This is a genomic window from Cryobacterium inferilacus, assembly GCF_019599185.1.
Taxonomy (GTDB): domain Bacteria; phylum Actinomycetota; class Actinomycetes; order Actinomycetales; family Microbacteriaceae; genus Cryobacterium; species Cryobacterium inferilacus.
Genome location: NZ_JAIEUL010000009.1, coordinates 1 through 18,889, shown reverse-complemented (window position 1 = coordinate 18,889; position 18,889 = coordinate 1). Strand labels below are relative to the sequence as shown.

At 69.5% G+C, this 18,889-nt stretch carries 17 protein-coding genes; 6 read left to right on the top strand and 11 right to left on the bottom strand.

The annotated features are described in order from the left end of the window. Nucleotides 1-156: 156 nt before the first annotated feature. Entirely contained in the window at nucleotides 157-1,587 is a 1,431-nt protein-coding gene (locus tag K2F54_RS09560; protein WP_308287606.1) for an amino acid permease, read from the top strand. Between the two features lie 99 nt (nucleotides 1,588-1,686). On the opposite strand, the gene K2F54_RS09555 is transcribed toward K2F54_RS09560, so the two are convergent. Together K2F54_RS09555 and K2F54_RS09550 are read right to left on the bottom strand one after the other, a co-directional pair. Next, nucleotides 1,687-2,949, bottom strand: coding sequence for an MFS transporter (locus tag K2F54_RS09555; protein ID WP_220605638.1), 1,263 nt, complete (start codon nucleotides 2,947-2,949; stop codon nucleotides 1,687-1,689). Nucleotides 2,950-3,196: 247 nt separating this feature from the next. Further along, complete coding sequence (locus K2F54_RS09550) at nucleotides 3,197-3,628, bottom strand: riboflavin kinase (RefSeq protein ID WP_220605637.1); 432 nt, start codon at nucleotides 3,626-3,628, stop codon at nucleotides 3,197-3,199. Between the two features lie 209 nt (nucleotides 3,629-3,837). Between K2F54_RS09550 and purU the strand changes: the two genes are divergently transcribed. Both purU and K2F54_RS09540 read left to right on the top strand, forming a co-directional pair. Continuing rightward, on the top strand, nucleotides 3,838-4,713 hold the full coding sequence (gene purU, locus K2F54_RS09545) for a formyltetrahydrofolate deformylase (RefSeq protein ID WP_220605636.1): 876 nt from the start codon (nucleotides 3,838-3,840) through the stop codon (nucleotides 4,711-4,713). Nucleotides 4,714-4,735: 22 nt separating this feature from the next. Then, complete coding sequence (locus tag K2F54_RS09540; protein ID WP_220605635.1) at nucleotides 4,736-5,095, top strand: YrdB family protein; 360 nt, start codon at nucleotides 4,736-4,738, stop codon at nucleotides 5,093-5,095. Nucleotides 5,096-5,098: 3 nt separating this feature from the next. On the opposite strand, the gene K2F54_RS09535 is transcribed toward K2F54_RS09540, so the two are convergent. Genes K2F54_RS09535 through K2F54_RS09525 form a run of 3 tightly spaced genes read right to left on the bottom strand, consistent with a single transcriptional unit; the run spans nucleotide 5,099 to nucleotide 7,732 of the window. Beyond that, the gene (locus K2F54_RS09535) at nucleotides 5,099-5,491 is read right to left on the bottom strand and encodes a DUF1761 domain-containing protein (protein ID WP_220605634.1); all 393 of its coding nucleotides are present in this window, start codon (nucleotides 5,489-5,491) and stop codon (nucleotides 5,099-5,101) included. A 54-nt stretch (nucleotides 5,492-5,545) separates the two neighbouring features. Then, nucleotides 5,546-6,418 carry a helix-turn-helix domain-containing protein gene (locus K2F54_RS09530; RefSeq protein ID WP_220605633.1) on the bottom strand — a complete coding sequence of 291 codons (873 nt, stop codon included), beginning with the start codon at nucleotides 6,416-6,418 and terminating at the stop codon, nucleotides 5,546-5,548. 45 nt (nucleotides 6,419-6,463) lie between these two features. Continuing rightward, complete coding sequence (locus K2F54_RS09525; RefSeq protein WP_220605632.1) at nucleotides 6,464-7,732, bottom strand: MFS transporter; 1,269 nt, start codon at nucleotides 7,730-7,732, stop codon at nucleotides 6,464-6,466. A 103-nt stretch (nucleotides 7,733-7,835) separates the two neighbouring features. Between K2F54_RS09525 and K2F54_RS09520 the strand changes: the two genes are divergently transcribed. Then, the gene (locus K2F54_RS09520) at nucleotides 7,836-8,084 is read left to right on the top strand and encodes a hypothetical protein (protein WP_220605631.1); all 249 of its coding nucleotides are present in this window, start codon (nucleotides 7,836-7,838) and stop codon (nucleotides 8,082-8,084) included. Nucleotides 8,085-8,086: 2 nt separating this feature from the next. Here the strand turns inward: K2F54_RS09520 and K2F54_RS09515 are convergent, their stop codons facing one another. Further along, nucleotides 8,087-9,982: a heavy metal translocating P-type ATPase gene (locus tag K2F54_RS09515; protein WP_220605630.1), complete on the bottom strand. Its 1,896-nt coding sequence runs from the start codon at nucleotides 9,980-9,982 to the stop codon at nucleotides 8,087-8,089. A gap of 222 nt (nucleotides 9,983-10,204) precedes the next feature. Continuing rightward, on the bottom strand, nucleotides 10,205-11,419 hold the full coding sequence (locus K2F54_RS09510) for an NADP-dependent isocitrate dehydrogenase (protein WP_220605760.1): 1,215 nt from the start codon (nucleotides 11,417-11,419) through the stop codon (nucleotides 10,205-10,207). Nucleotides 11,420-11,583: 164 nt separating this feature from the next. Between K2F54_RS09510 and K2F54_RS09505 the strand changes: the two genes are divergently transcribed. Together K2F54_RS09505 and K2F54_RS09500 are read left to right on the top strand one after the other, a co-directional pair. After that, entirely contained in the window at nucleotides 11,584-12,036 is a 453-nt protein-coding gene (locus K2F54_RS09505) for a GNAT family N-acetyltransferase (protein ID WP_220605629.1), read from the top strand. A gap of 2 nt (nucleotides 12,037-12,038) precedes the next feature. Continuing rightward, entirely contained in the window at nucleotides 12,039-12,359 is a 321-nt protein-coding gene (locus tag K2F54_RS09500) for an MGMT family protein (protein WP_220605628.1), read from the top strand. On the opposite strand, the gene K2F54_RS09495 is transcribed toward K2F54_RS09500, so the two are convergent. The 4 genes from K2F54_RS09495 to ddaH all read right to left on the bottom strand — a co-directional run bounded on the left by K2F54_RS09495 (nucleotide 12,334) and on the right by ddaH (nucleotide 18,779). Next, nucleotides 12,334-13,608 carry an NAD(P)/FAD-dependent oxidoreductase gene (locus K2F54_RS09495; protein ID WP_220605627.1) on the bottom strand — a complete coding sequence of 425 codons (1,275 nt, stop codon included), beginning with the start codon at nucleotides 13,606-13,608 and terminating at the stop codon, nucleotides 12,334-12,336. The genes K2F54_RS09500 and K2F54_RS09495 overlap by 26 nt on opposite strands. A gap of 216 nt (nucleotides 13,609-13,824) precedes the next feature. Further along, nucleotides 13,825-15,630, bottom strand: coding sequence for an ABC transporter ATP-binding protein (locus K2F54_RS09490; RefSeq protein WP_220605626.1), 1,806 nt, complete (start codon nucleotides 15,628-15,630; stop codon nucleotides 13,825-13,827). Beyond that, nucleotides 15,627-17,468 carry an ABC transporter ATP-binding protein gene (locus K2F54_RS09485; protein ID WP_220605625.1) on the bottom strand — a complete coding sequence of 614 codons (1,842 nt, stop codon included), beginning with the start codon at nucleotides 17,466-17,468 and terminating at the stop codon, nucleotides 15,627-15,629. The genes K2F54_RS09490 and K2F54_RS09485 overlap by 4 nt, the downstream gene beginning before the upstream one ends. A gap of 477 nt (nucleotides 17,469-17,945) precedes the next feature. After that, nucleotides 17,946-18,779 carry a dimethylargininase gene (gene ddaH, locus K2F54_RS09480; RefSeq protein ID WP_220605624.1) on the bottom strand — a complete coding sequence of 278 codons (834 nt, stop codon included), beginning with the start codon at nucleotides 18,777-18,779 and terminating at the stop codon, nucleotides 17,946-17,948. Between the last annotated feature and the right edge of the window lie 110 nt (nucleotides 18,780-18,889).

Sequence of the window (18,889 nt, the reverse complement as noted above, 5' to 3'; positions counted from 1 at the left end):
CTAGTGTTGCCGCAACCCCCAGATCGGATGCTCCACGTGACACCTCGCACCACCGGGCCGAACCGGCCCGAGAACTCGCCCGTGCACCCCGATGCCGCACCGCACCACACCGGGCGCGAGGAAACCCCGCTCGAGCACATCGACGACGCCCTGAGCGTGCACGAGGATGCGGGCCTGCACAAGGGCCTCAAAGCCAGGCACGTGCAGATGATCGCGATCGGCGGCGCCATCGGCACCGGCCTGTTCCTCGGCGCGGGCGGCCGGCTGGCCAGCGCCGGTCCCGCGCTGGTGTTCGTCTACGCCATCTGCGGATTCTTTGCGTTCCTGATCCTGCGGGCGCTCGGTGAGCTGGTGCTGCACCGGCCCACCTCCGGCTCGTTCGTGTCGTACGCCCGCGAGTTCTTCGGCGAGAAGACAGCGTTTGTGACCGGCTGGTTGTACTGGCTGAACTGGGTGATGACGGCGATCGTGGACGTCACCGCGGTGGCGTTGTACATGAACTTCTTCGGCAGGTACTGGGCGCCGTTCGGCGATGTGCCGCAGTGGCTGTTCGCGCTGCTGGCCCTGGCCGTGGTGCTCGGCCTCAACCTGCTCTCGGTGAAGGTGTTCGGCGAGCTCGAGTTCTGGTTCGCGCTGATCAAGGTCGTCGCGATCGTGCTGTTCCTCATCGTGGGCACCTGGATGGTCATCTTCGGCACCCCGGTGGACGGTGCCACCGTGGGCTTCTCCCTCATCGCCGACAACGGTGGCTGGCTGCCCAACGGTGTTCTCGCATCCGTGCTCGTGGTGCAGGGCGTGGTCTTCGCCTACGCGTCGATCGAGCTGATCGGCACCGCCGCCGGCGAGACCGAGAACCCGGAGAAGGTGATGCCCAAGGCGATCAACACCGTCATCGTGCGCATCGCGGTCTTCTACGTGGGCTCGGTGCTGCTGCTCTCGCTGTTGTTGCCGTACACGGCATATGAGGCCGGGGTGAGCCCGTTCGTCACGTTCTTCGGATCGATCGGCATCGACGGTGTGGACGTGATCATGAACCTGGTCGTGCTCACCGCGGCGTTGTCGTCGCTCAACGCCGGCTTGTATTCCACGGGGCGCATCCTTCGGTCGATGTCGCTGGCGGGGTCTGCTCCCCGGTTCGCCGACAAGGTGAGCCGCAACGGGGTGCCGTTCGGCGGCATCCTGCTCACCGGCGTCGTCACCCTGCTCGGCGTGGGCCTGAACGCGCTGGTGCCGGAGGAGGCATTCGAGATCGTGCTGAACATGGCCGCGATCGGCATCATCAGCGCGTGGGGCATGATCGTGCTCTGCCAGCTGCGGTTGCAGGCCTGGGCGAAGGCGGGCATCCTCACCCGGCCGGCGTTCCGGATGCCCGGTGCGCCGTTCACCGGCTACCTCACCCTGGCCTTCCTGGCCACCGTGCTCGTACTGATGGCCTTCGACTGGCCCGTCGGCACGCTCACCATCAGCTCGCTGGGCCTCATCATCCCGGCGCTGGTGCTCGGCTGGTTCGCCTGCCGCGGTCGCATTCTCGCGATCGCGGCCGCCCGGCCGCCGTTGCCCGCCCCGGCCCGCGCCCCCAAGCCCTGACCGGCCCAACTGTTCCCGATGCGGACAATTGCGCCCGGTACGCCGGGCGCAATTGTCCGTTCTGGCAACAGTTAACGGGCCGCGGGCGGCGGGTGCGGGTCAGGCGCGGCGGCGGATGACGAGGTCGCTGAGCAGCACCAGCAGCAGGGCGACGACCAGGATGCCCACGTAGACGAACGGCACCGTTCCCAGGCCCACCTGGGCGAGCAGGAACGCGCCGACGAAGGCGCCCAGGCCGATGCCGATGTTGAACGCCGTGGTGTACACGGCGCTGGCGGTGTCGCGGATGCGCACCGACGCAGTGTGCAGCAACCGGGTCTGCAGCAGCGGCGGGAACGTGCCGAAGGCGAGGCCCCAGACCAGGAACGCGACGATCGCGACGGGCAGCGTCTCGGTGAACAGGGCCAGGACGGTCACGCTGACCACGGTCACCGACATGCCGAGCACCAGGCCGAGCTGCGGACGTTTGCTGAACACGACCCCGCTGATGAACAGGCCGACGGCCCCGGCGATGCCGTAGGCGAAGAGCAGCGGCGCGACGGCGTCGCTGCCCACCCCGAGGGTGTCGCTGAGGAACGGGGCGATGTAGGTGTAGAAGGTGTAGTGCCCGATCATGGTGAGCGCGGTGATCACGCAGACCAGGGCGACCGGGCCGATCGTGGGGTCGCGGGGCAGTTTCGCGGTCGTGATGGTGCCGGTGGCCGTCGTGACGGTTTCGCTGCGCGTCCCCGTGTAGTGCTCCACCTTGGGCAGGAACCGCCAGATCACCACGGCGCCCACGAGCATCAGCCCGGCGAGAACGACGAACGACAACCGCCAGCCGAGCAGGTGGCCGAGGAAGGTACCCAGGGGTACGCCGAAGACGAACGCGAGCGTACCGCCGGCGATGGTGATCGACACCGCGCGGGCGATCTGGTCCTTGGGCACCAGATGGGCGGAGTAGGCGCCGACGACACCCCAGAACAGGCCGTGGGCGAGGCCACCGATCACCCGGGAGATCACCACGAAGGTGTAGTCAGGGGCGATCGCCGTGAGGACGTTGCTCAGCGCGAAGACGACGAGCACGCCGACGATCAGGCCGTGCCTGGGCATCCGTTTGGTCAGCAGCGCCAACGGCGTGCTGGTGAGCACCACCGTGAACGCGAACCAGGAGACCAGCAGGCCCACGTCGGACTGGCTGACGCCGAGCGAGTCGCTCATTTCGGGCAGCAGGCCGGTGGGCAGCATCTCGGAGGTGACCGAGAGGAACACGGCGGCGGAGAGGGCGATCAGCCCGATCCAGGGGAACGGGCCGGCTGGGGGCTTCTCGCCCGAGTGGGGAAGACCGGAGGACGGCAGCGAGATGGGCGCGGTAAATGACATGGGTGCTGTGGCTCACAGACAGGATGCCGCTTGCCCGAGGCCAGCGGCTGTCACGGCTGGCTGCGCGGGGTTGATCAAGCGGTGCGCGCCGACGTGCGCGCCCGGGGCCGGTGAGAATCGTACCGACCACACACCAGCCTAGCCGAGTATGTCCTCCAACGAGGGGTATGCCCAGCGCAACCAGCCGATCGGCAGGCCGCTGTGCTCGGCGAGGGCCTGGTGGGTCCTCCTCGACGATCGGGGTCGGTCAGGACGCGGAGCGCGCCTCGGCGGCGTACCAGTCGCGGGTGTTCTGCACATCGATGGCGAGCTGGTCGACCAGCGCCGGGGTGTCCACGAAGGCCACCTCGGCCCGCAGGAACAGGCGCAGTTCCACGGACAGCTCCTGCCCGTACAGGTCGCCGGTGAAGTCCACCAGGTGCGCTTCGAGCAGCGGATGGCCGGCATCCGCGTAGTAGGTCGGCCGGGTGCCCACCGACACGGCCGCTAGCACACCGCCCGCGGGCAGTTCGGCGCCGTGCACGATCGCCGTCCAAATGCCGGTGTGCGCCATCAGGCCGGGCACCTCGATGTTCGCGGTGGGAAACCCGATCACCCGCCCCCAGGCGTTGCCGTGGATGACGGTACCCGTGATCGAGGTCGGCTTGGTCTCGAGAGCCTGCAGGGGTGAATCGGTCATGGTGGGCTGCCTTTCAACGTCGCGTCGTGCCGGGTGCGTCGGCAGTCCTGCTGCCTGGTGTCAATCTCAACACGCGGGCGTTTCGCCCGGGCAACCGTGACATTGCGGAATGATTGCGCCGCTTCTGCCGGTTGCCCGGCCCGGGTTCTCGCGGCCCGCACCGCCATTACGCGGGCAGCGGACCACCCAGGGGCGGGTAATCTGGTGCGATGAACTCCAGCCTTCCGGTGCCGAGCCACCATCACCACCTGGTCGTCACCCTCGTCTGCCCCGATCAGCCCGGTATTGTGCACGCTGTCAGCGGCGCCATCGTCGAGGCCCGCGGCAACATCACCGAGAGCCAGCAGTTCTCCAGCGCCGACACCGGCCGGTTCTTCATCCGCCTGCAGGTGGAGTCCCCCGCGAACCGCGACGAACTGCAGGCCGCCCTGGCGCCGATCATCGAACGGTACGCCATGGCATCCGTCATAGACGTCGTCGGCCGGCCGCTGCGCACTCTCGTGCTCGCCTCGACGGCCGGGCACTGCGTCAACGACCTGCTGTTCCGCCAGCGCGGCGGGCAGCTGGCGGTGCAGGTGCCCCTGGTGCTCAGCAACCACGGCACCCTGCGCGATCTGGTCGGCTTCTACGGGGTGCCGTTCGAGTCCCTGCCGATCACGGATGCCGCCAGCAAGGCCGCGTTCGAGGCCCGCGTGGTCGAAGCCGTCGAGGCGCACGACATCGAACTGGTGGTGCTGGCCAGGTACATGCAGATCCTCTCCCCCGAACTCTGCGCATACCTGGAGGGACGGGCGATCAACATCCACCACTCCTTCCTGCCCGGGTTCAAGGGCGCCAACCCGTACAAGCAGGCGCATGCCCGCGGGGTGAAGCTCATCGGCGCTACCGCCCACTTCGTCACCAGCGACCTCGACGAGGGCCCGATCATCGAGCAGAACGTGGTGCGGGTGGATCACTCCCGCACCCCGGGCGAGCTTGTCGCGATCGGGCAGGACGAGGAGAGCCGCACCCTCACCCAGGCGGTGAAGTGGTTCGCCGAGAACCGGGTGCTGCTGGACGGCGCCCGCACCATCATCTTCAAGTAACCCCGGTGGGTAGGATTGGCGGGTGAACGACACCCGCCCCACCCCTGCCATCGGCGCCAACGACATCCTGCGCTTCGTCCTCGAGCTGTTCGCCTTCGTGAGCCTGGGCATCTGGGGGTTCCTGTCGTGGCCGCTGCCGTGGCCGGGCATCCTGGTGGGCATTCTCGCGCCGGCGTTCGCGATTCTGGTGTGGGCGTTGTTTCGTTCGCCCAAGGCCGTTTTCCGGCTGGACCCGTTCGGCAAGGCGATCGTGGAGATCTTCGTGTTCGGTGCCGCCGCCCTGGCCTGGTGGGACCTCGGCCAGCCGATCGTGGCCGGCGTCTTCGCCGTGGTCGCCACCATCAGCGGCATCCTCTCCGGCCGCAGGGAACTCAGCGCCTGAGCCCTACTGCATCAGGCCGATGATGGCACCCATCACGGTGAAGGTCACCACGTTGTACGACCCGTTGATGGCGAACAGCAGGAGGCTGCGCCGTTCGAACAGGTAGTTCACACCGAAGGCGGCCGCCACGAACGTCGCGCCGGTGGCGAATCCGGCGAACACGCCGAAGCCGGGCCCGTTCGGGCCGATGAACGCGGCCAGGCTGATGGCCATCACGATCGCGAGGATCGCCGAACCGATGAACACCCGCGCCGTGCCGCGGGTCAGCTGCTCGTCGGTGACACCCGCCGCGCGCTGCCACGGGCGGGCGAACAGTACCGAGTACCAGAGCCCGCCGATCACGAACGACGAGAGTGCGGCGAGCGCGATCGCCAGCCAGTTGAATGACACGTCCATGTCTGCTCCCGGATGCCTGGTCCCGGCCGGTCCGGGACACTGTCACGCTAGACCTCAGGGCGCGGGGCGTCTTGTAGAAAATTCCGGCACCGGCCCCGGTACGCCGTCCGGCTCGTCCAGCGGCACGAAGGCGGCGTATTCGGCGCCGTACCGGGCGACGATGTCGAGATACCGGCTGGGTGAGAACCCGGTGAACGCGCGGAAAACCCTGATGAAATGCGGCTGGTCGTAGTAGCCAGATGTGGCCACCAGCTCTGCCCAACTCGGCATCGGCCCCTGCAACGGCAGCGCCTGAATGAACTGGCGGAACCGCACGATGTCCGCGTAGACCTTCGGGGTGACCCCGCACCACGACCTGAATTCGTCGATCAGTCGGTGGTGGCTGAGACCGGCGGTCGCCGCGATCACCGGCATCGGCGCATCCGGGTTCTGCTGGATGCCTGCCCAGGCCCGCACCACCGCCGGCGGCACCACGGCGGGCCGAAGCTGGGCGCGCAGGTGGTCGACCAGCAGCCCGACCGCGGCCGCAGGGTCGGTGGCCCGCCTCGCCGCCTGCCGCAGCGCATCGGTGTCACCGAGCAGGCCCTGGCTCTCACGCACGGTGCCGGTCAGCTCGGCGGCGGGCAGGTCGAGAAACCGGGCGGCCGCGAACGGCGCCAGCTCGGCGGCGACGTGCCGGATCACCGGCGGGCTCTCGGTCATCAGGAACCTGGGCTGCAGCCCGGACAGGAAGCCGGCCCCCAAGGTGCGCGCCGCCCCGGTCTGCAGGTCGAACACCCGATACGGGTCGGACAGGTTCAGGATCAGGTGCAGGGCCGGCTGCGGGAAGATCCGTTCATAGCGCCGCTCGACGGGCTGCTCGAGGTGCCACAGCCGCAGCACGTCCGGGGCCAGGTCGGCCGGTACGGGCACCTCGAGGTAGGCCATGCCCCCACCGTAGGACCGACGCCTGCAGTTGGCTACCGAGCTTGATCAGCGGTCGAGGGGATCGGTGACCGCTGGCCCCTGGGGCGTGGCGGTGGGCTGCGCGGGCAGGCCGCCGGGCATCCGCAGCGCGTAGAGCGAGGTCGCCACGAAGAGCAGGCCGCCGAGCAGGAACGCGGCCGGGTACGAGACTGTGTCGGCGAGCAGACCGGCCACGAGCGGCCCGACGATGGCGCCGAAGTCGGAGAACATCGAGAAGATCGCCACCGGGCGTCCTCCCGCGGTACCGGCCGCGTCACCGACGGATGCCGCCGGCGCGGTGCCCATGAACGCCGCGGCGACGCCGTACACCGCCAGCAACGTCGTGAGCACAACGATGTTGGGGGCGAATGGGATCGCCGTGATGGTGACGGCGGCCACGAGGAATGACCCGATGATCGCGGGTTTGCGCCCGACGGTGTCGACGAACCGGGACGCCGGCGCCAGGGCGAGGGTCTGCGCGACGGCGGCGATGGCGAAGGCGATGCCGGTCCAGGCGCTCGGTCCCTTGAGCACCTCGACGACGAGCACGGGCACCAGGGCGCCGCGCACACCGAACGACGACCAGCCCTGGGAGAAGTTGGCCAGGCAGGCCGCCCGGAAGCGCGGGTCGCGCAGCACCGTGCGCAGCGGCAGCAGCGGGGCCGCGGCGCCCGTGCCGCCGGCGGCAGCCCGGGTGGCCGGCTGCAGCAATACCAGACCGACCACTCCGGCCACCGCCAGGGTGCCGGCGTAGAAGAAGAACGGCGCGGTGAGCGAGATGGTGGCGAGCAGGCCGCCGAGAGCCGGTCCGGCCATGCCGCCGATGAGGAAACCGCCCTGGTAGAACCCCACGGCACGCCCGCGGATGCCCGGGGCGGTGGTGCGCAGCAGCAGCGTCATCGCCGCGACGGTGAACATGGCCGAGCCGATGCCGCCGACCCCGCGCAGCAGCAGAAGTTGCGGGTAGCTGCCGGCGATGCCGACCAGCCCGCTGGACACCGCGACGATGCCGATGCCGATCGCCAGGATCGTGCGCTCGCCCGCCCAGTCGATGAGCTTGCCGCAGACCGGGCTGGCGACGAAGCGCATCAGCGCGAACGCCGACACCACCGCGCCGATCTCCAGGTTGCCCACGCCGAAGCTCTTCACGTACACCGGCAGCACCGGCACGACCACGCCGAAGCCCACCATCACGAAGAAGGCGATGACGCCGAGCACGTACACGTCCCGGCTCAGGCGGGGTTCGTTCGCCGTTCGGCCGATGGTGGGCCCGAACGGTAAACGGATGCGTCGCATCCCTCCAGATTAGGCGCTCGGCACGCATCCGGTCGCCCGCGAGGCGCCGCCACCGCCTGCTGGAACCCCCGAGGCTCGGCCCATGGGGAAACGTGCCAGACCGGTGAAACCGCCACGCCCGCTCGTGCGGGTGCTGCTCACCGTGGGCGGGCTGGTCTGTCTGGTGGTCGGTGGCCTGTGGGTGCTGTTCTTTCTGGCCATGCTGATCTTCGGTGGTCTCGATGTGGGCGAGAAGGTCGGATTCGGCCACTCCATGGGAACCCAGGGCTCGGCGATCGTGTTCATCGGTTTGTTGGGGGTGTTCCCGCTCTTCGGCGGTGCGGCGCTGATGTCACGCGCCTCCGGGCGCTGAGTTCAGCCGGTCGGCACCGGGTGGGTCGCCGCCGGCACGCGCGCCGCCACCCCGCGGGCACGCACGTCGCGGCGCCCGCCGATGGCCCGCAGGGCGTTGAGAATCGTGGCCAGGTCGACCAGCTCCTGCAGCAGAGCGCCGACCGTGGCCGGGATCAGCCCGAATGCGGCGACGAACATCAGGCCGATGCTCAGCGCGATGCCCAGCCAGATGCTCTGCAGGGCGATCCGCACGGTGTCGCGGCCGATGCCGACCGCGCGGGCGGCGCGAGACAGGTCATCGAGCAGGATCACCGCATCCGCCGACTCGCTCGCCGCCGTCGACCCCTTGGCGCCCATGGCGATGCCCACGTCGGCCACGGCCAGCACCGGCGCGTCATTGACACCGTCGCCGACCATGATCACCGGCCGCTCCCGGATGGCCCGCACCGCGTCGACCTTGTCGGCCGGCAGACAGTCCGCGCGCACCCGGGTGATGCCCACCAGCCGGGCAATGTGGTTGGCCGTGGGGCGGGCATCCCCGGTGAGCATCACCGATTCGCGCACACCGAGCCGGTGCAGCGCCTGCACGGTGGCGCGGGCGTTGTCGCGCACCTGGTCGCTGGCGACGATGCAGCCGGCGAAGCGGCCGTCCACGGCAAGGTAGATGGCCAATTCACCACCCGCCAGGTCGGCCGGGTAGGCGTCGGCAGCGTGCTCGGCCACGAACGCCAGCTTGCCCACGACCACCTCGCGGTTCTCGAATCTCGCGGTCACGCCGTGCGCGGGCACCTCGGTGGCCGTGTCGGTTCGTAGCAGTGTGAGGTCGCGGTCGTCGGCGGCGGCGATGACGGATGCGGCGAGCACGTGCGACGAGTACTGCTCGGCCGATGCAGCCAGGGTGAGCAGCTCGTTGTCGTCGAAGGGTGGTTCGGGGTTCACCCTGGTGATGGTCGGGGTGCCGTAGGTGAGGGTGCCGGTCTTGTCGAAGACCACCGTCTGCGCCCGGGCGAGTTTCTCCAGCACTCCGCCGCCCTTGACGATGATGCCGTTGCGGGCCGAACGGCTCATGCCGCCCATGAACGCGACCGGGGCGGCGAGCAGCAGCGGGCATGGGGTGGCGACCACGAGCACCTCGGCGAACCGCACCGGGTCACCGGAAACGAACCAGGCCAGGCCGGCGATGAGCAGGGCCACCGCGGTGAACGGCACGGCGTACCGGTCGGCGAGACGCACGACCGGGGCCTTGCTCGCGGCGGCCTCCGCCACCAGGGCCACGATCTGCTGGTACTGGCTGTCGGCGGCCAGGGCGGTGGCGCGCACGGTGGCCGCGGCCTGCCCGTTGATCGACCCGCTGAGCACGGCCTCGCCGGCTCGTCGCTCGACCGGCAGGCTCTCGCCCGTGAGCGAGGACTCGTCGAACGCGGCCGCGGCGGAGACCAGTTCGGCGTCGACGGGCACGATCTCGGCCGGTCGCACCAGCAGCAGGTCGCCGACCCGCACCTGTGTGGCCGGCACGTCGTCGACGTCGGACTCGCCGTCGCGCAGCAGGTGGGCGATCTGCGGCACCCGGTCGAGCAGGGTTTTCAGCTCCCGCTGGGCCCGGCCGGCCGCGTAATCCTCGAGGGCCGCCCCGCCGGAGAGCATCAGCACGATCAGCAGGGTGGCGACGTATTCGCCCACCAGGATGGTGGCAATGATGGCCATGATCGCCAGCAGGTCCACGCCGAACGAGCCCTGGCGCATCCGTCTGATCATGCCAGCACCCTGGATGCCGACCACGACCAGGCCGAGGCCGGAGAACAGCCACTGCACCGCCACGGTGAGCCCGGCGGCCCAGAGCAGCAACCCGAGCAGGCCGATCACGATGGTTGCCGCCACAACCGGATACCGGCGGAATGCTCCCCTGAGCGTGGACATGGCACCATTCTCACCTCGGATGCGCCCGCAGACTAGCAAGGACAGGCTCGCCTGATCGCCCGCCCAACTGTTACCGATACGGACAACTGGTCCCGGCACACCGGGCGCAGTTGTCCGCATGGGGACCAGTTGGGCAGAGAAAAGGCCCCGCCGGGTGGGCGGGGCCTTCTCTGTGCGGGCTCAGTGCGGGCGGGCGGATGCGGGCGCGCGGCCGCGGGCGGGTCAGGCCAGGCGGGTCTGCAGGTTCTCGGCGATCGCGGCCAGGAACTCCTCGGTGGTGAGGTAGCCCTGGTCGGGGCCGACGAGCAGCGCGAGGTCCTTGGTCATCTTGCCGCTCTCGACGGTCTTCACGACGACATCCTCGAGGGTGTGCGCGAACTCGGCCAGCGCCGGGTTGCCGTCGAGCTTGGCACGGTGGCTCAGGCCACGGGTCCAGGCGTAGATCGACGCGATCGGGTTGGTCGAGGTGGGCTTGCCCTGCTGGTGCTGGCGGTAGTGCCGGGTGACGGTGCCGTGGGCGGCCTCGGCCTCGACGACGCTGCCGTCTGGGGTGGAGAGCACGCTGGTCATCAGCCCGAGGGAGCCGAAGCCCTGGGCCACGGTGTCGGACTGCACGTCGCCGTCGTAGTTCTTGCAGGCCCAGACGTAGCCGCCCTCCCACTTCATGGCGGATGCGACCATGTCGTCGATCAGGCGGTGCTCGTAGGTGAGACCGGCAGCCTCGAAGCGGTCCTTGAACTCGGTGTCGAAGATCTCCTGGAAGATGTCCTTGAACCGGCCGTCGTACGCCTTGAGGATGGTGTTCTTGGTCGACAGGTAGACCGGGTAGTTGCGCTCGAGACCGTAGTTGAGCGAGGCGCGGGCGAAGTCGACGATCGACTTGTCGAGGTTGTACATACCCATCGCGACTCCGCTGCCGGGCGACTGGAAGACCTCGAACTGCTGCGGCTCGCCGCCGTCCTTCGGGGTGAAGGTCATGGTGAGGGTGCCTTCGCCCTCGAAGCGGAAGTTGGTGGCACGGTACTGGTCGCCGAACGCGTGGCGGCCGATGATGATCGGCTTGTTCCAGCCCGGCACCAGGCGCGGGATGTTGGAGATGATGATCGGCTCGCGGAAGATGGTGCCGCCGAGGATGTTGCGGATGGTGCCGTTGGGCGACGCCCACATCTTCTTCAGACCGAACTCTTCGACACGGGCCTCGTCGGGGGTGATGGTGGCGCACTTCACGCCGACGCCGTGCTTCTGGATGGCGCGGGCCGCGTCGACCGTGATCTGGTCGTCGGTCTCGTCACGCTTCTGGATCGAGAGGTCGTAGTACTCGAGATCGATGTCGAGGTACGGGTGAATCAGGGAGTCCTTGATGGCCTGCCAGATGATGCGGGTCATCTCGTCCCCGTCCAGCTCGACGACAGTACCTGCAACCTTGATCTTCGACAATGGATTCTCCTCAGTGAGTCGGGGCATGGGGGCCGTGGACAATCCTAGCCGAGGGGGGTAATTATCTCGACATCGAGAGACTTGACCGGTGCAGTCGCCGGCGGTCCCCGGTCCTCCATAATCCCGACTATCTGCGCTGTCTGCCGGGCGATAACCTTGGTTGTATGCCTGAACTCCGACTGGAAGAACTGTCCGCGCGAAACATCGTCGCGGCCAACAACCTGAGCCTGAAGCCCGGTCAGGAGCAATTCATCGCCCCGGTCTCGTACTCCGTCGCGGCGTCGGTGATCAACCCGGCCACCGCCTGGCAGCGAGTGGTGCTGCTCGACGGCCAGGTCGCCGGCTTCATCCACGGCAACTTCGACCCGGAGTCCGCCCAGGAAGAATTCCGTGCCTGCCTCTGGCGCATCAACGTGGACGCCGACGCACAGGGTCTGGGCGTGGGCAAGTTCGCCGCCGACGCCCTGGCCGAGGAGGCCAGGCACCGCGGTTTCGAGCGCATCACGGTGATCTGGGAGCCCGGCGAGGACGGCCCAGAGGCCTTCTTCCACCGCATCGGCTTCGTCGACATCGGCGAGACCGAGTTCGGCGAGGTCATCGGCGCGCTCACCCTCTGAGCGTGCGGCTCAGCCCCGACAGCCCGTTCGTGGCGGCGGTCCTCGACATCGTCGACTCCATCCCGGCCGGCCGGGTGATGACGTACGGCGACGTCGCCGCCACCCTCGGCTCCCGCGCTGCCAGGGTGGTGGGCCAGACAATGGCGCAATTCGGGGCGGATGCGCCGTGGTGGCGCGTGATCCGCGCCGGCGGCCACCCGCCGACCGGCCACGAGGCGCGGGCGTTGGAGCACTACCGGGCGGAGCGGACACCGCTGCTGCCCGGTGCCGACCAGGAGTCCGGTTACCGGGTCGACCTCAGCCGCGCACGCTGGCGTCCCTGACCGGCTCGTCCGGGGCCGGGGTGGGCGTGGTCGTGGGCGCGGTCGCCGCGAGCCTGGCCTGCCAGCTGGCCACCTGCACGGCCTGGTCGATGCCCAGCACCGCCACCGGCAGGTCACCGCGGCGGTAGACGGCCAGCAGGTCGCCCGTGTTCACGCTGCCCGCCTCGATCGTGAGCAGCTCGTCGCCGTGCAGCCGGCCGGCGAACTGCACCAGGGCGCCGGCCTGGTGTGAGGTCACGGTGATAGGGGCCAGCGCCGCCCCGGGGTCGACACCGAGCAGAGCGGCCATGGCGATGCCCGGCCGGTCGCGGGTGTCGCTCCAGTGCGGGATGCGCCGGTGCCTGCCGGACACCGGGTCCAGCCAGGCCGCACAGTCGCCGACCGCGACCACGCCGGGCACCGCGGTGGCGCCGACCGTGTCGCACAGCACCGCACCGCGGTCGTCGGGCGCTGGCCGGTCTGAACCGGACGGGCCGGGATCAGCCGAGCCGGGATCGACACCGAACAGGTCCAGCCCGGAGCCGGCCAGCCAACCGACGATCGGCTCCGCACCGATGTCGAGCAACACGACGTCAGCACCGATCTCCTCCCCCGTCGTCAGCCTCACGCCGGATACCCAGCCGGGACCGATCAGTTCGGCGACCCGGAGGTCGGTGCGCACGGTGATGCCCCGCCGCCGGTGCAAGCCGAACACGGCGTCGGCGACGGTGGCACCGAAGGTGGTGCAGAGCGAATCCGTGGTGCTGCCGAGCACGGTCACCTGCAAGCCCAGGTCGTGCGCCGTCGACGCCACCTCGAGGCCCACCACGCCGGAACCGACGACGACCATGCGGGCACCTGGCAACAGTTCTTCGCGCAGGGCGAGGGCATCCTCGACCGTGCGCAGGGTGTGCACCCCGTGCCACGGCTCGCCCAGACGGCGGGCGGCGGACCCGGTGGCGAGCACGACGGCATCGGAGTCGACGGTGCGCCCGTTGGCCAGCGTCACCCGGTGCGCGGCCGCGTCGAGGGCGACCGCGCCGACACCCAGCCGCCAGTCGGCGTCGAGGTCTTCGTGCGGCGCTTCGAGGGCCAGCTCGCCGATCGTGGTCTGCCCGGTGAGAAAACCGCGACCGAGCGGAGGCCGGTCGTATGGGCGGTGACGTTCACTGCCGAGGATCGTGATGCTGCCGGTGTAGCCGAGACCACGCAGGGCGACGGCACTGGCGTGCCCGACCACCCCAGCGCCGACGATGGTAACTGACTCCATGTTGGGTTGATCCCCCGATCAGACAGGCCGGCGCCGGTACGGATGTCCACCGGCGCCGACCGGGAACGAGCGCGCTCGTTCGGACGGTTGGTGTGTTCTGGCTCCAGATTCCCCGTCCGCCAGGGGCGAGTCAAGCGTGTCAGGCGCCTTCCCGGCAGAAGGTTGCCCGCCCTCAACATCCCGGTAACACCCCGGACTCATAGCGCCCGCGGATGACTAGACCAGGGATTCCCGCCAGGCCGCGTGCAGGCGGGCGAACCGGCCGGTGCCGGAGATGAGCATCGCCGGGGTGCCGTCCTCCACGATCACACCGTTTTCCATCACGAGCACCCGGTCGGCGATCGCCACGGTCGACAACCGGTGCGCGATGATCACCGCGGTGCGGTCGCTGAGCAGCGTCTGCAGGGCCTCCTGCACCAGGCGTTCGCTGGGGATGTCCAGCGAACTGGTCGCCTCGTCCAGGATCAGCACCGCCGGGTCGGCCAGGAACGCCCGCGCGAACGAGATCAGCTGACGCTGACCGGCCGACACCCGGCCGCCGCGCTTGTTCACGTCGGTGTCGTAGCCCCCTGGCAGCCCCACGATGAAGTCGTGCGCGCCCACCGCACGGGCGGCCGCCTCCACCTCCGTCCTGGTCGCCTCCGGCTTACCGAGGGAGATGTTGTCGGCGACGCTGCCGCTGAACAGGTACGCCTCCTGGGTCACCATCACGATGGCCCGACGCAGGTCCTTGGGGTGCAGGTCGCGCAGGTCGACGCCGTCCAGCAGCACCCGGCCGGCAGACGGGTCGTAGAACCGGGAGATCAGCTTCGCCAGGGTGGACTTGCCCGCTCCTGTCGAACCGACCAGGGCCACGGTCTGCCCGGGCTCCAGGGTGAGGTCGAAACGCGGCAGGATGACCCGGTCGGCCTGGTACTCGAACTGCACGTTGTCGAAGTGCACCGCTCCGGTCGACGTCCACAGGTCCACCGGTTTCGCCGGGTCCGGCACGCCGGGCTGCTCTTCGAGCACCCCGGAGATCTTCTCCAGCGCTGCCGCGGCCGACTGGTAGGAGTTGTAGAACATCGCCATCTCCTCCATCGGGTCGAAGAACCGGCGGGTGTACAGCAGGGCGGCCAGCAGTGCGCCGATGGCCAGCTGGCCGTCGGCGACCCGGAACCCGCCGACCAGCAGCACGGCGGCGACGGTGACGTTGCCGATCAGGATCAGCCCGGGGTCGAACACCCCGAACAGCTGGATCACCCGGGCGTTGACCAGCCGGTACGACTCCACCAGCTTGCCGAAGACCCCCTCGTTGCGCTTCTCGGTGCGGAACGCCTTGACCGCGCGGATGCCCGTCATGGTCTCGACGAACTGCACGATCAGGCTGGCCGAGGCGGTGCGGGACTGGCGGAACAGGTGCTGCGAGCGCACCTGGAACCAGCGGGTGAGCGCGAGCAGCGGCACCAGCGCGACGAGCAGCACGAGGCCGCTGACCCCGTCGAGGGTGACCAGCGCGATGGCGGTGAAGACCATGTAGAGCAGGCCCTGCACGAGCTGGTTGATGCCGGAATCCAACAGTTCCCTGATCGCATCCAGGTCGCTGGTCTGCCGGGAGATGATGCGCCCGGAGGTGTACGACTCGTGGAATTCGAGGCTGAGCCGCTGGGTCTGCAGGAAGACCCGCTTGCGCAGGTCGATCAGCACGGCCTGGCTGATGCGCGCGGAGAGCACCGTGTACCAGGCGATCAGGAGGGCGCCGGTGATGCCGGTGATGAGGTAGATCACGCCGGTCGCCGCCAGCGGCACCCAGTCCTGGTTGAGCAGGGCTGGCAGGCCCCGGTCGATGCCGAACGCGATCAGCGCCGGGCCGGCCACCTGCGCGGCGGTGGACACGATGACGACGAGCATCGCCATGACCACCGAGCCGCGCAGCGGGAACAGGAGCGAACCGAGCAGCCGCAGCGACCGCCGGCGGATCTGCGCGCTTTCGGCCTTGGTGTAGTCGACGCGTTCTTCGCCCTCGACTCCGGTGACACTCACAGGGATTCCTCCGCTCGGCTGCTCTCTCGGCGTTCTTCGTCTTCCAGGCTGGAGATCACGAAGGTGTAGTGCGGGCTGGTGGCGAGCAGCTCGGAGTGCGTGCCGACCGCGGTGATGCGGCCGTCCTCGAGCAGCGCCACCCGGTCGGCGAGCATCACCGTGGACGGGCGGTGCGCCACGATCAGCGCCGTGGTCTTCACCAGCACCCGGCGCAGCGCCGCCTCGACGAGCGATTCGGTGTTCACGTCGAGCGCGGAGAGCGGGTCGTCGAGCACGAGCACGGCGGGCGCCGCGGCCACGGCCCGAGCCAGCGCCACGCGTTGCCGCTGGCCGCCGGAGAGGCTCATGCCCTCCTCCCCGACGAGGGTGTCGACACCGTCTGGCAGGTCGTGCACGAACCCGGCCTGGGCGATGTCCAGCGCCTCGGCGAGCACCGCGTCGGCCTCGGGGCTGCGCTCGGCGAACTCCGGCCGGCCGAGCAGCACGTTGTCGCGCACGGATGCCGAGAACAGCGTCGCATCCTCGAACGCCATCGCGATGTGGCGGCGCAGCTCACCGCGGCGCACGTCGACCCCGTCGAGGGTCACCGAGCCATCCGTCACGTCGTACAGCCGGGTGGTGAGGGCCGTGAGGGTGGACTTGCCGCAACCGGTGAGCCCGACCAGGGCCATGGTCTCGCCGGGTTCGAGCACGAGGTCCACCCCGTTGAGCAGGTCGGGGAAGCGTTCGGGCGAGTCGGCGTAACGGAAGTGCACGTTCTCGAACGCCAGCCGGCCGCGCGGGCTGGTGATGGTGACCGGGCGTGGCGGGTCGGTGATGGTGTTGGGGGTGTCGAGGATGTCGAAGAACCGGTCGGTGGCGGTGCGGGTGTCGAACGTCATCGACAGCAGGAAGCCGATCGACTCGACCGGGAAGCGCAGCACCGTGGCGGTGGCGAAGAACGCCACCAGTTCGCCGACGCTGAGCTGGCCCTGACTGGTGAGCCAGACACCGGCGACCAGGCAGAGCGCGAACGCCACGTCGGGCACCAGCAGCAGCCACAGCCAGATGCCGGCGATGGCGCGGGCCTTCTCGATCTCGGTGCCGCGCAGCTCCTCGGCCTGGTTGGTGAAGCTCTTCAGCGCGAAACTGCCGCGGCCGAAGGCCTTGAGCACGCGGATGCCGTGCACCGACTCCTCCACGGCGGTCGCCAGGTCCCCGGTCTGGTCCTGGCTGCGCCGGGCGATGACCGAGTACTTCTCCTCGAAGACGTAACCGTAGATCCAGATCGGGATGGAGCAGACCAGGAAGATCAGGCCGAGGATCCAGTTCATCGAGACGAGTATCACCACCCCGGCGACGATGGTGAGGAAGTTGACCACGAGCAGCACCAGGCCGAACGAGATCCACCGGCGGATCATGTTGAGGTCGCTCACGGCGCGCGAGAGCAGCTGCCCGCTCGGCCAGCGGTCGTGGAAGGTCACGGGCAGGTCCTGCAGCCTGGCGTAGAGCGCGTTGCGCATCCGGGACTCGATGTGCGTGCCCGGCACGAGCACGAACCAGCGGCGCAGGGCGATCATGCCCGCTTCGAGCACGCCGAGGCCGAGCACCGTGAGCACGGCGGGCCAGATCGGGGCGGTGTCGCCCTGGCTGAGAGCACCGTCGACGAGCTGCTGCAACACCTGCGGGATAGCCAGGGCCATCAACGACGCGAACAGCGCCGCCAGCATGCCCAGGCCCAGGCGGGGCAGGGCCGGTTTGGCGTACGGGTAGAGCCGCAGCAGGGTGCGGAAGGTGTTGGGGCGCGCGGCGGGTTCTGGCGCGACGTGGGGCGGATGCTGCGGAGCGGTCGTGGTCATGAGAAATTTCTGGCTGGGCCGGCCGCGGCGCGGTGGCGCCGATGGGCGGGATGATGCGTGGCGGGATGGTGCGTGACGGGATGGTGCGTGACGGGTGGGCGCGGCAGCCGCGGGGCAGCGGATCCCGGCGGCGTCGACAGCCGACGGTGGCGGCGCCCGGCGACGGCGCGGCGGCGTGCGCAGAGAATGCGGGCCGTGTCTCCCGCTGAACTGTGCCGGCCCGCGTGGGGCGGGCGGCGGAGGTCTCTGGTCGGGCTCCTAGGCGGAGGCGAGTCGGAGCGCCGGGACGAAGGCAGCGCCGGTCGCGATCGATGCGTACCTGATGCGAGCTGTCTTGGTCATGTCGGCCTCCTGAGCGTTGTCTGTCGTCGTGTGCCCCCCTGTTCAGGCAGCCTTTCAGGATAGGGCCAGGGGCGGCGCGGGCGCAAGCATGACTTTTCGGCGCGCACCGGCCGTCGAGCATCCGCCACGGGCTGGTCAGCGCACCCGCACGCTCAGGCAGGTGACGCAGCCCTCGAGCTTCTCGAACTCGGTGATGTCCACGGTGACCACCGTGTAGCCCAGCCCCGTGAGCAGCGCGGTGGTGCGCGGTGCCGCCGCCGACATCAGCAGGGTGCGCTCGTCGAGAATGACGACCGCCGTGCCCTCGGCCTCCGGCACCGGCAGGAAGCTCTCGAACCGGTCGGCGTCGTCGACGAGCGGCGGGTAGCCGATGACGGTGCCGTCTGGCAGTGCGGTGATGGCGGTTTTCAGGTGCAGGGCGCGGGTCACCGGCACGGTGAGCACCGTGTAACCGAGCGGTTCGGCGATGGCGGCCAGCTGCGCCGCACCGTCGGTGTTGGTGCGCAGGCTCTGACCCACGTAGACGGTCGTGCCGACCTTGAGCACGTCGCCGCCGTCGAGGGTGCCTGGCAGTTCGATGCGGCGCACCGTGAGGCCCAGGGTGCGCACCGCGGCCTCGGCGCCGGCCGTCTCGCCGCGGCGGCTGGGCGCCCCGGGGCTGGAGAGCACGGCGGTGTCACCGAAGAGGATCACGGCGTCTTCGATGAAGACCGAGTCGGGCTGGTCGGGGGCCGGCTCCACCGCGGTGGTGGCCCAGCCCTGCGCCTCGAGCGCGGCGACGTAGCCGTCCCACTGGGCGCGGGCGAGGTCGAGGTCGATCGGCATCCGCTCGATGTGGGTGATCTGGCCCTCGGCGAGGCTGTCGACCGGACGACGCACGAGCGCCCGCCGTCCGGGCCGGATCGGCAGGCTCGCCGAGGTCGGGCCGGTCGACTCAGCAGGGCGCCGAGAGTTGCTGGAGGTTGCCATGCGGACAGCCTAACCAGCGAGCAACTGTTCCCAAACGGGCGATGTCAAGCTGAGTGGAGTCACTTGGGTTAGATATTGACGGTTTCTTTGGGGATGTTGATGCCGACTGT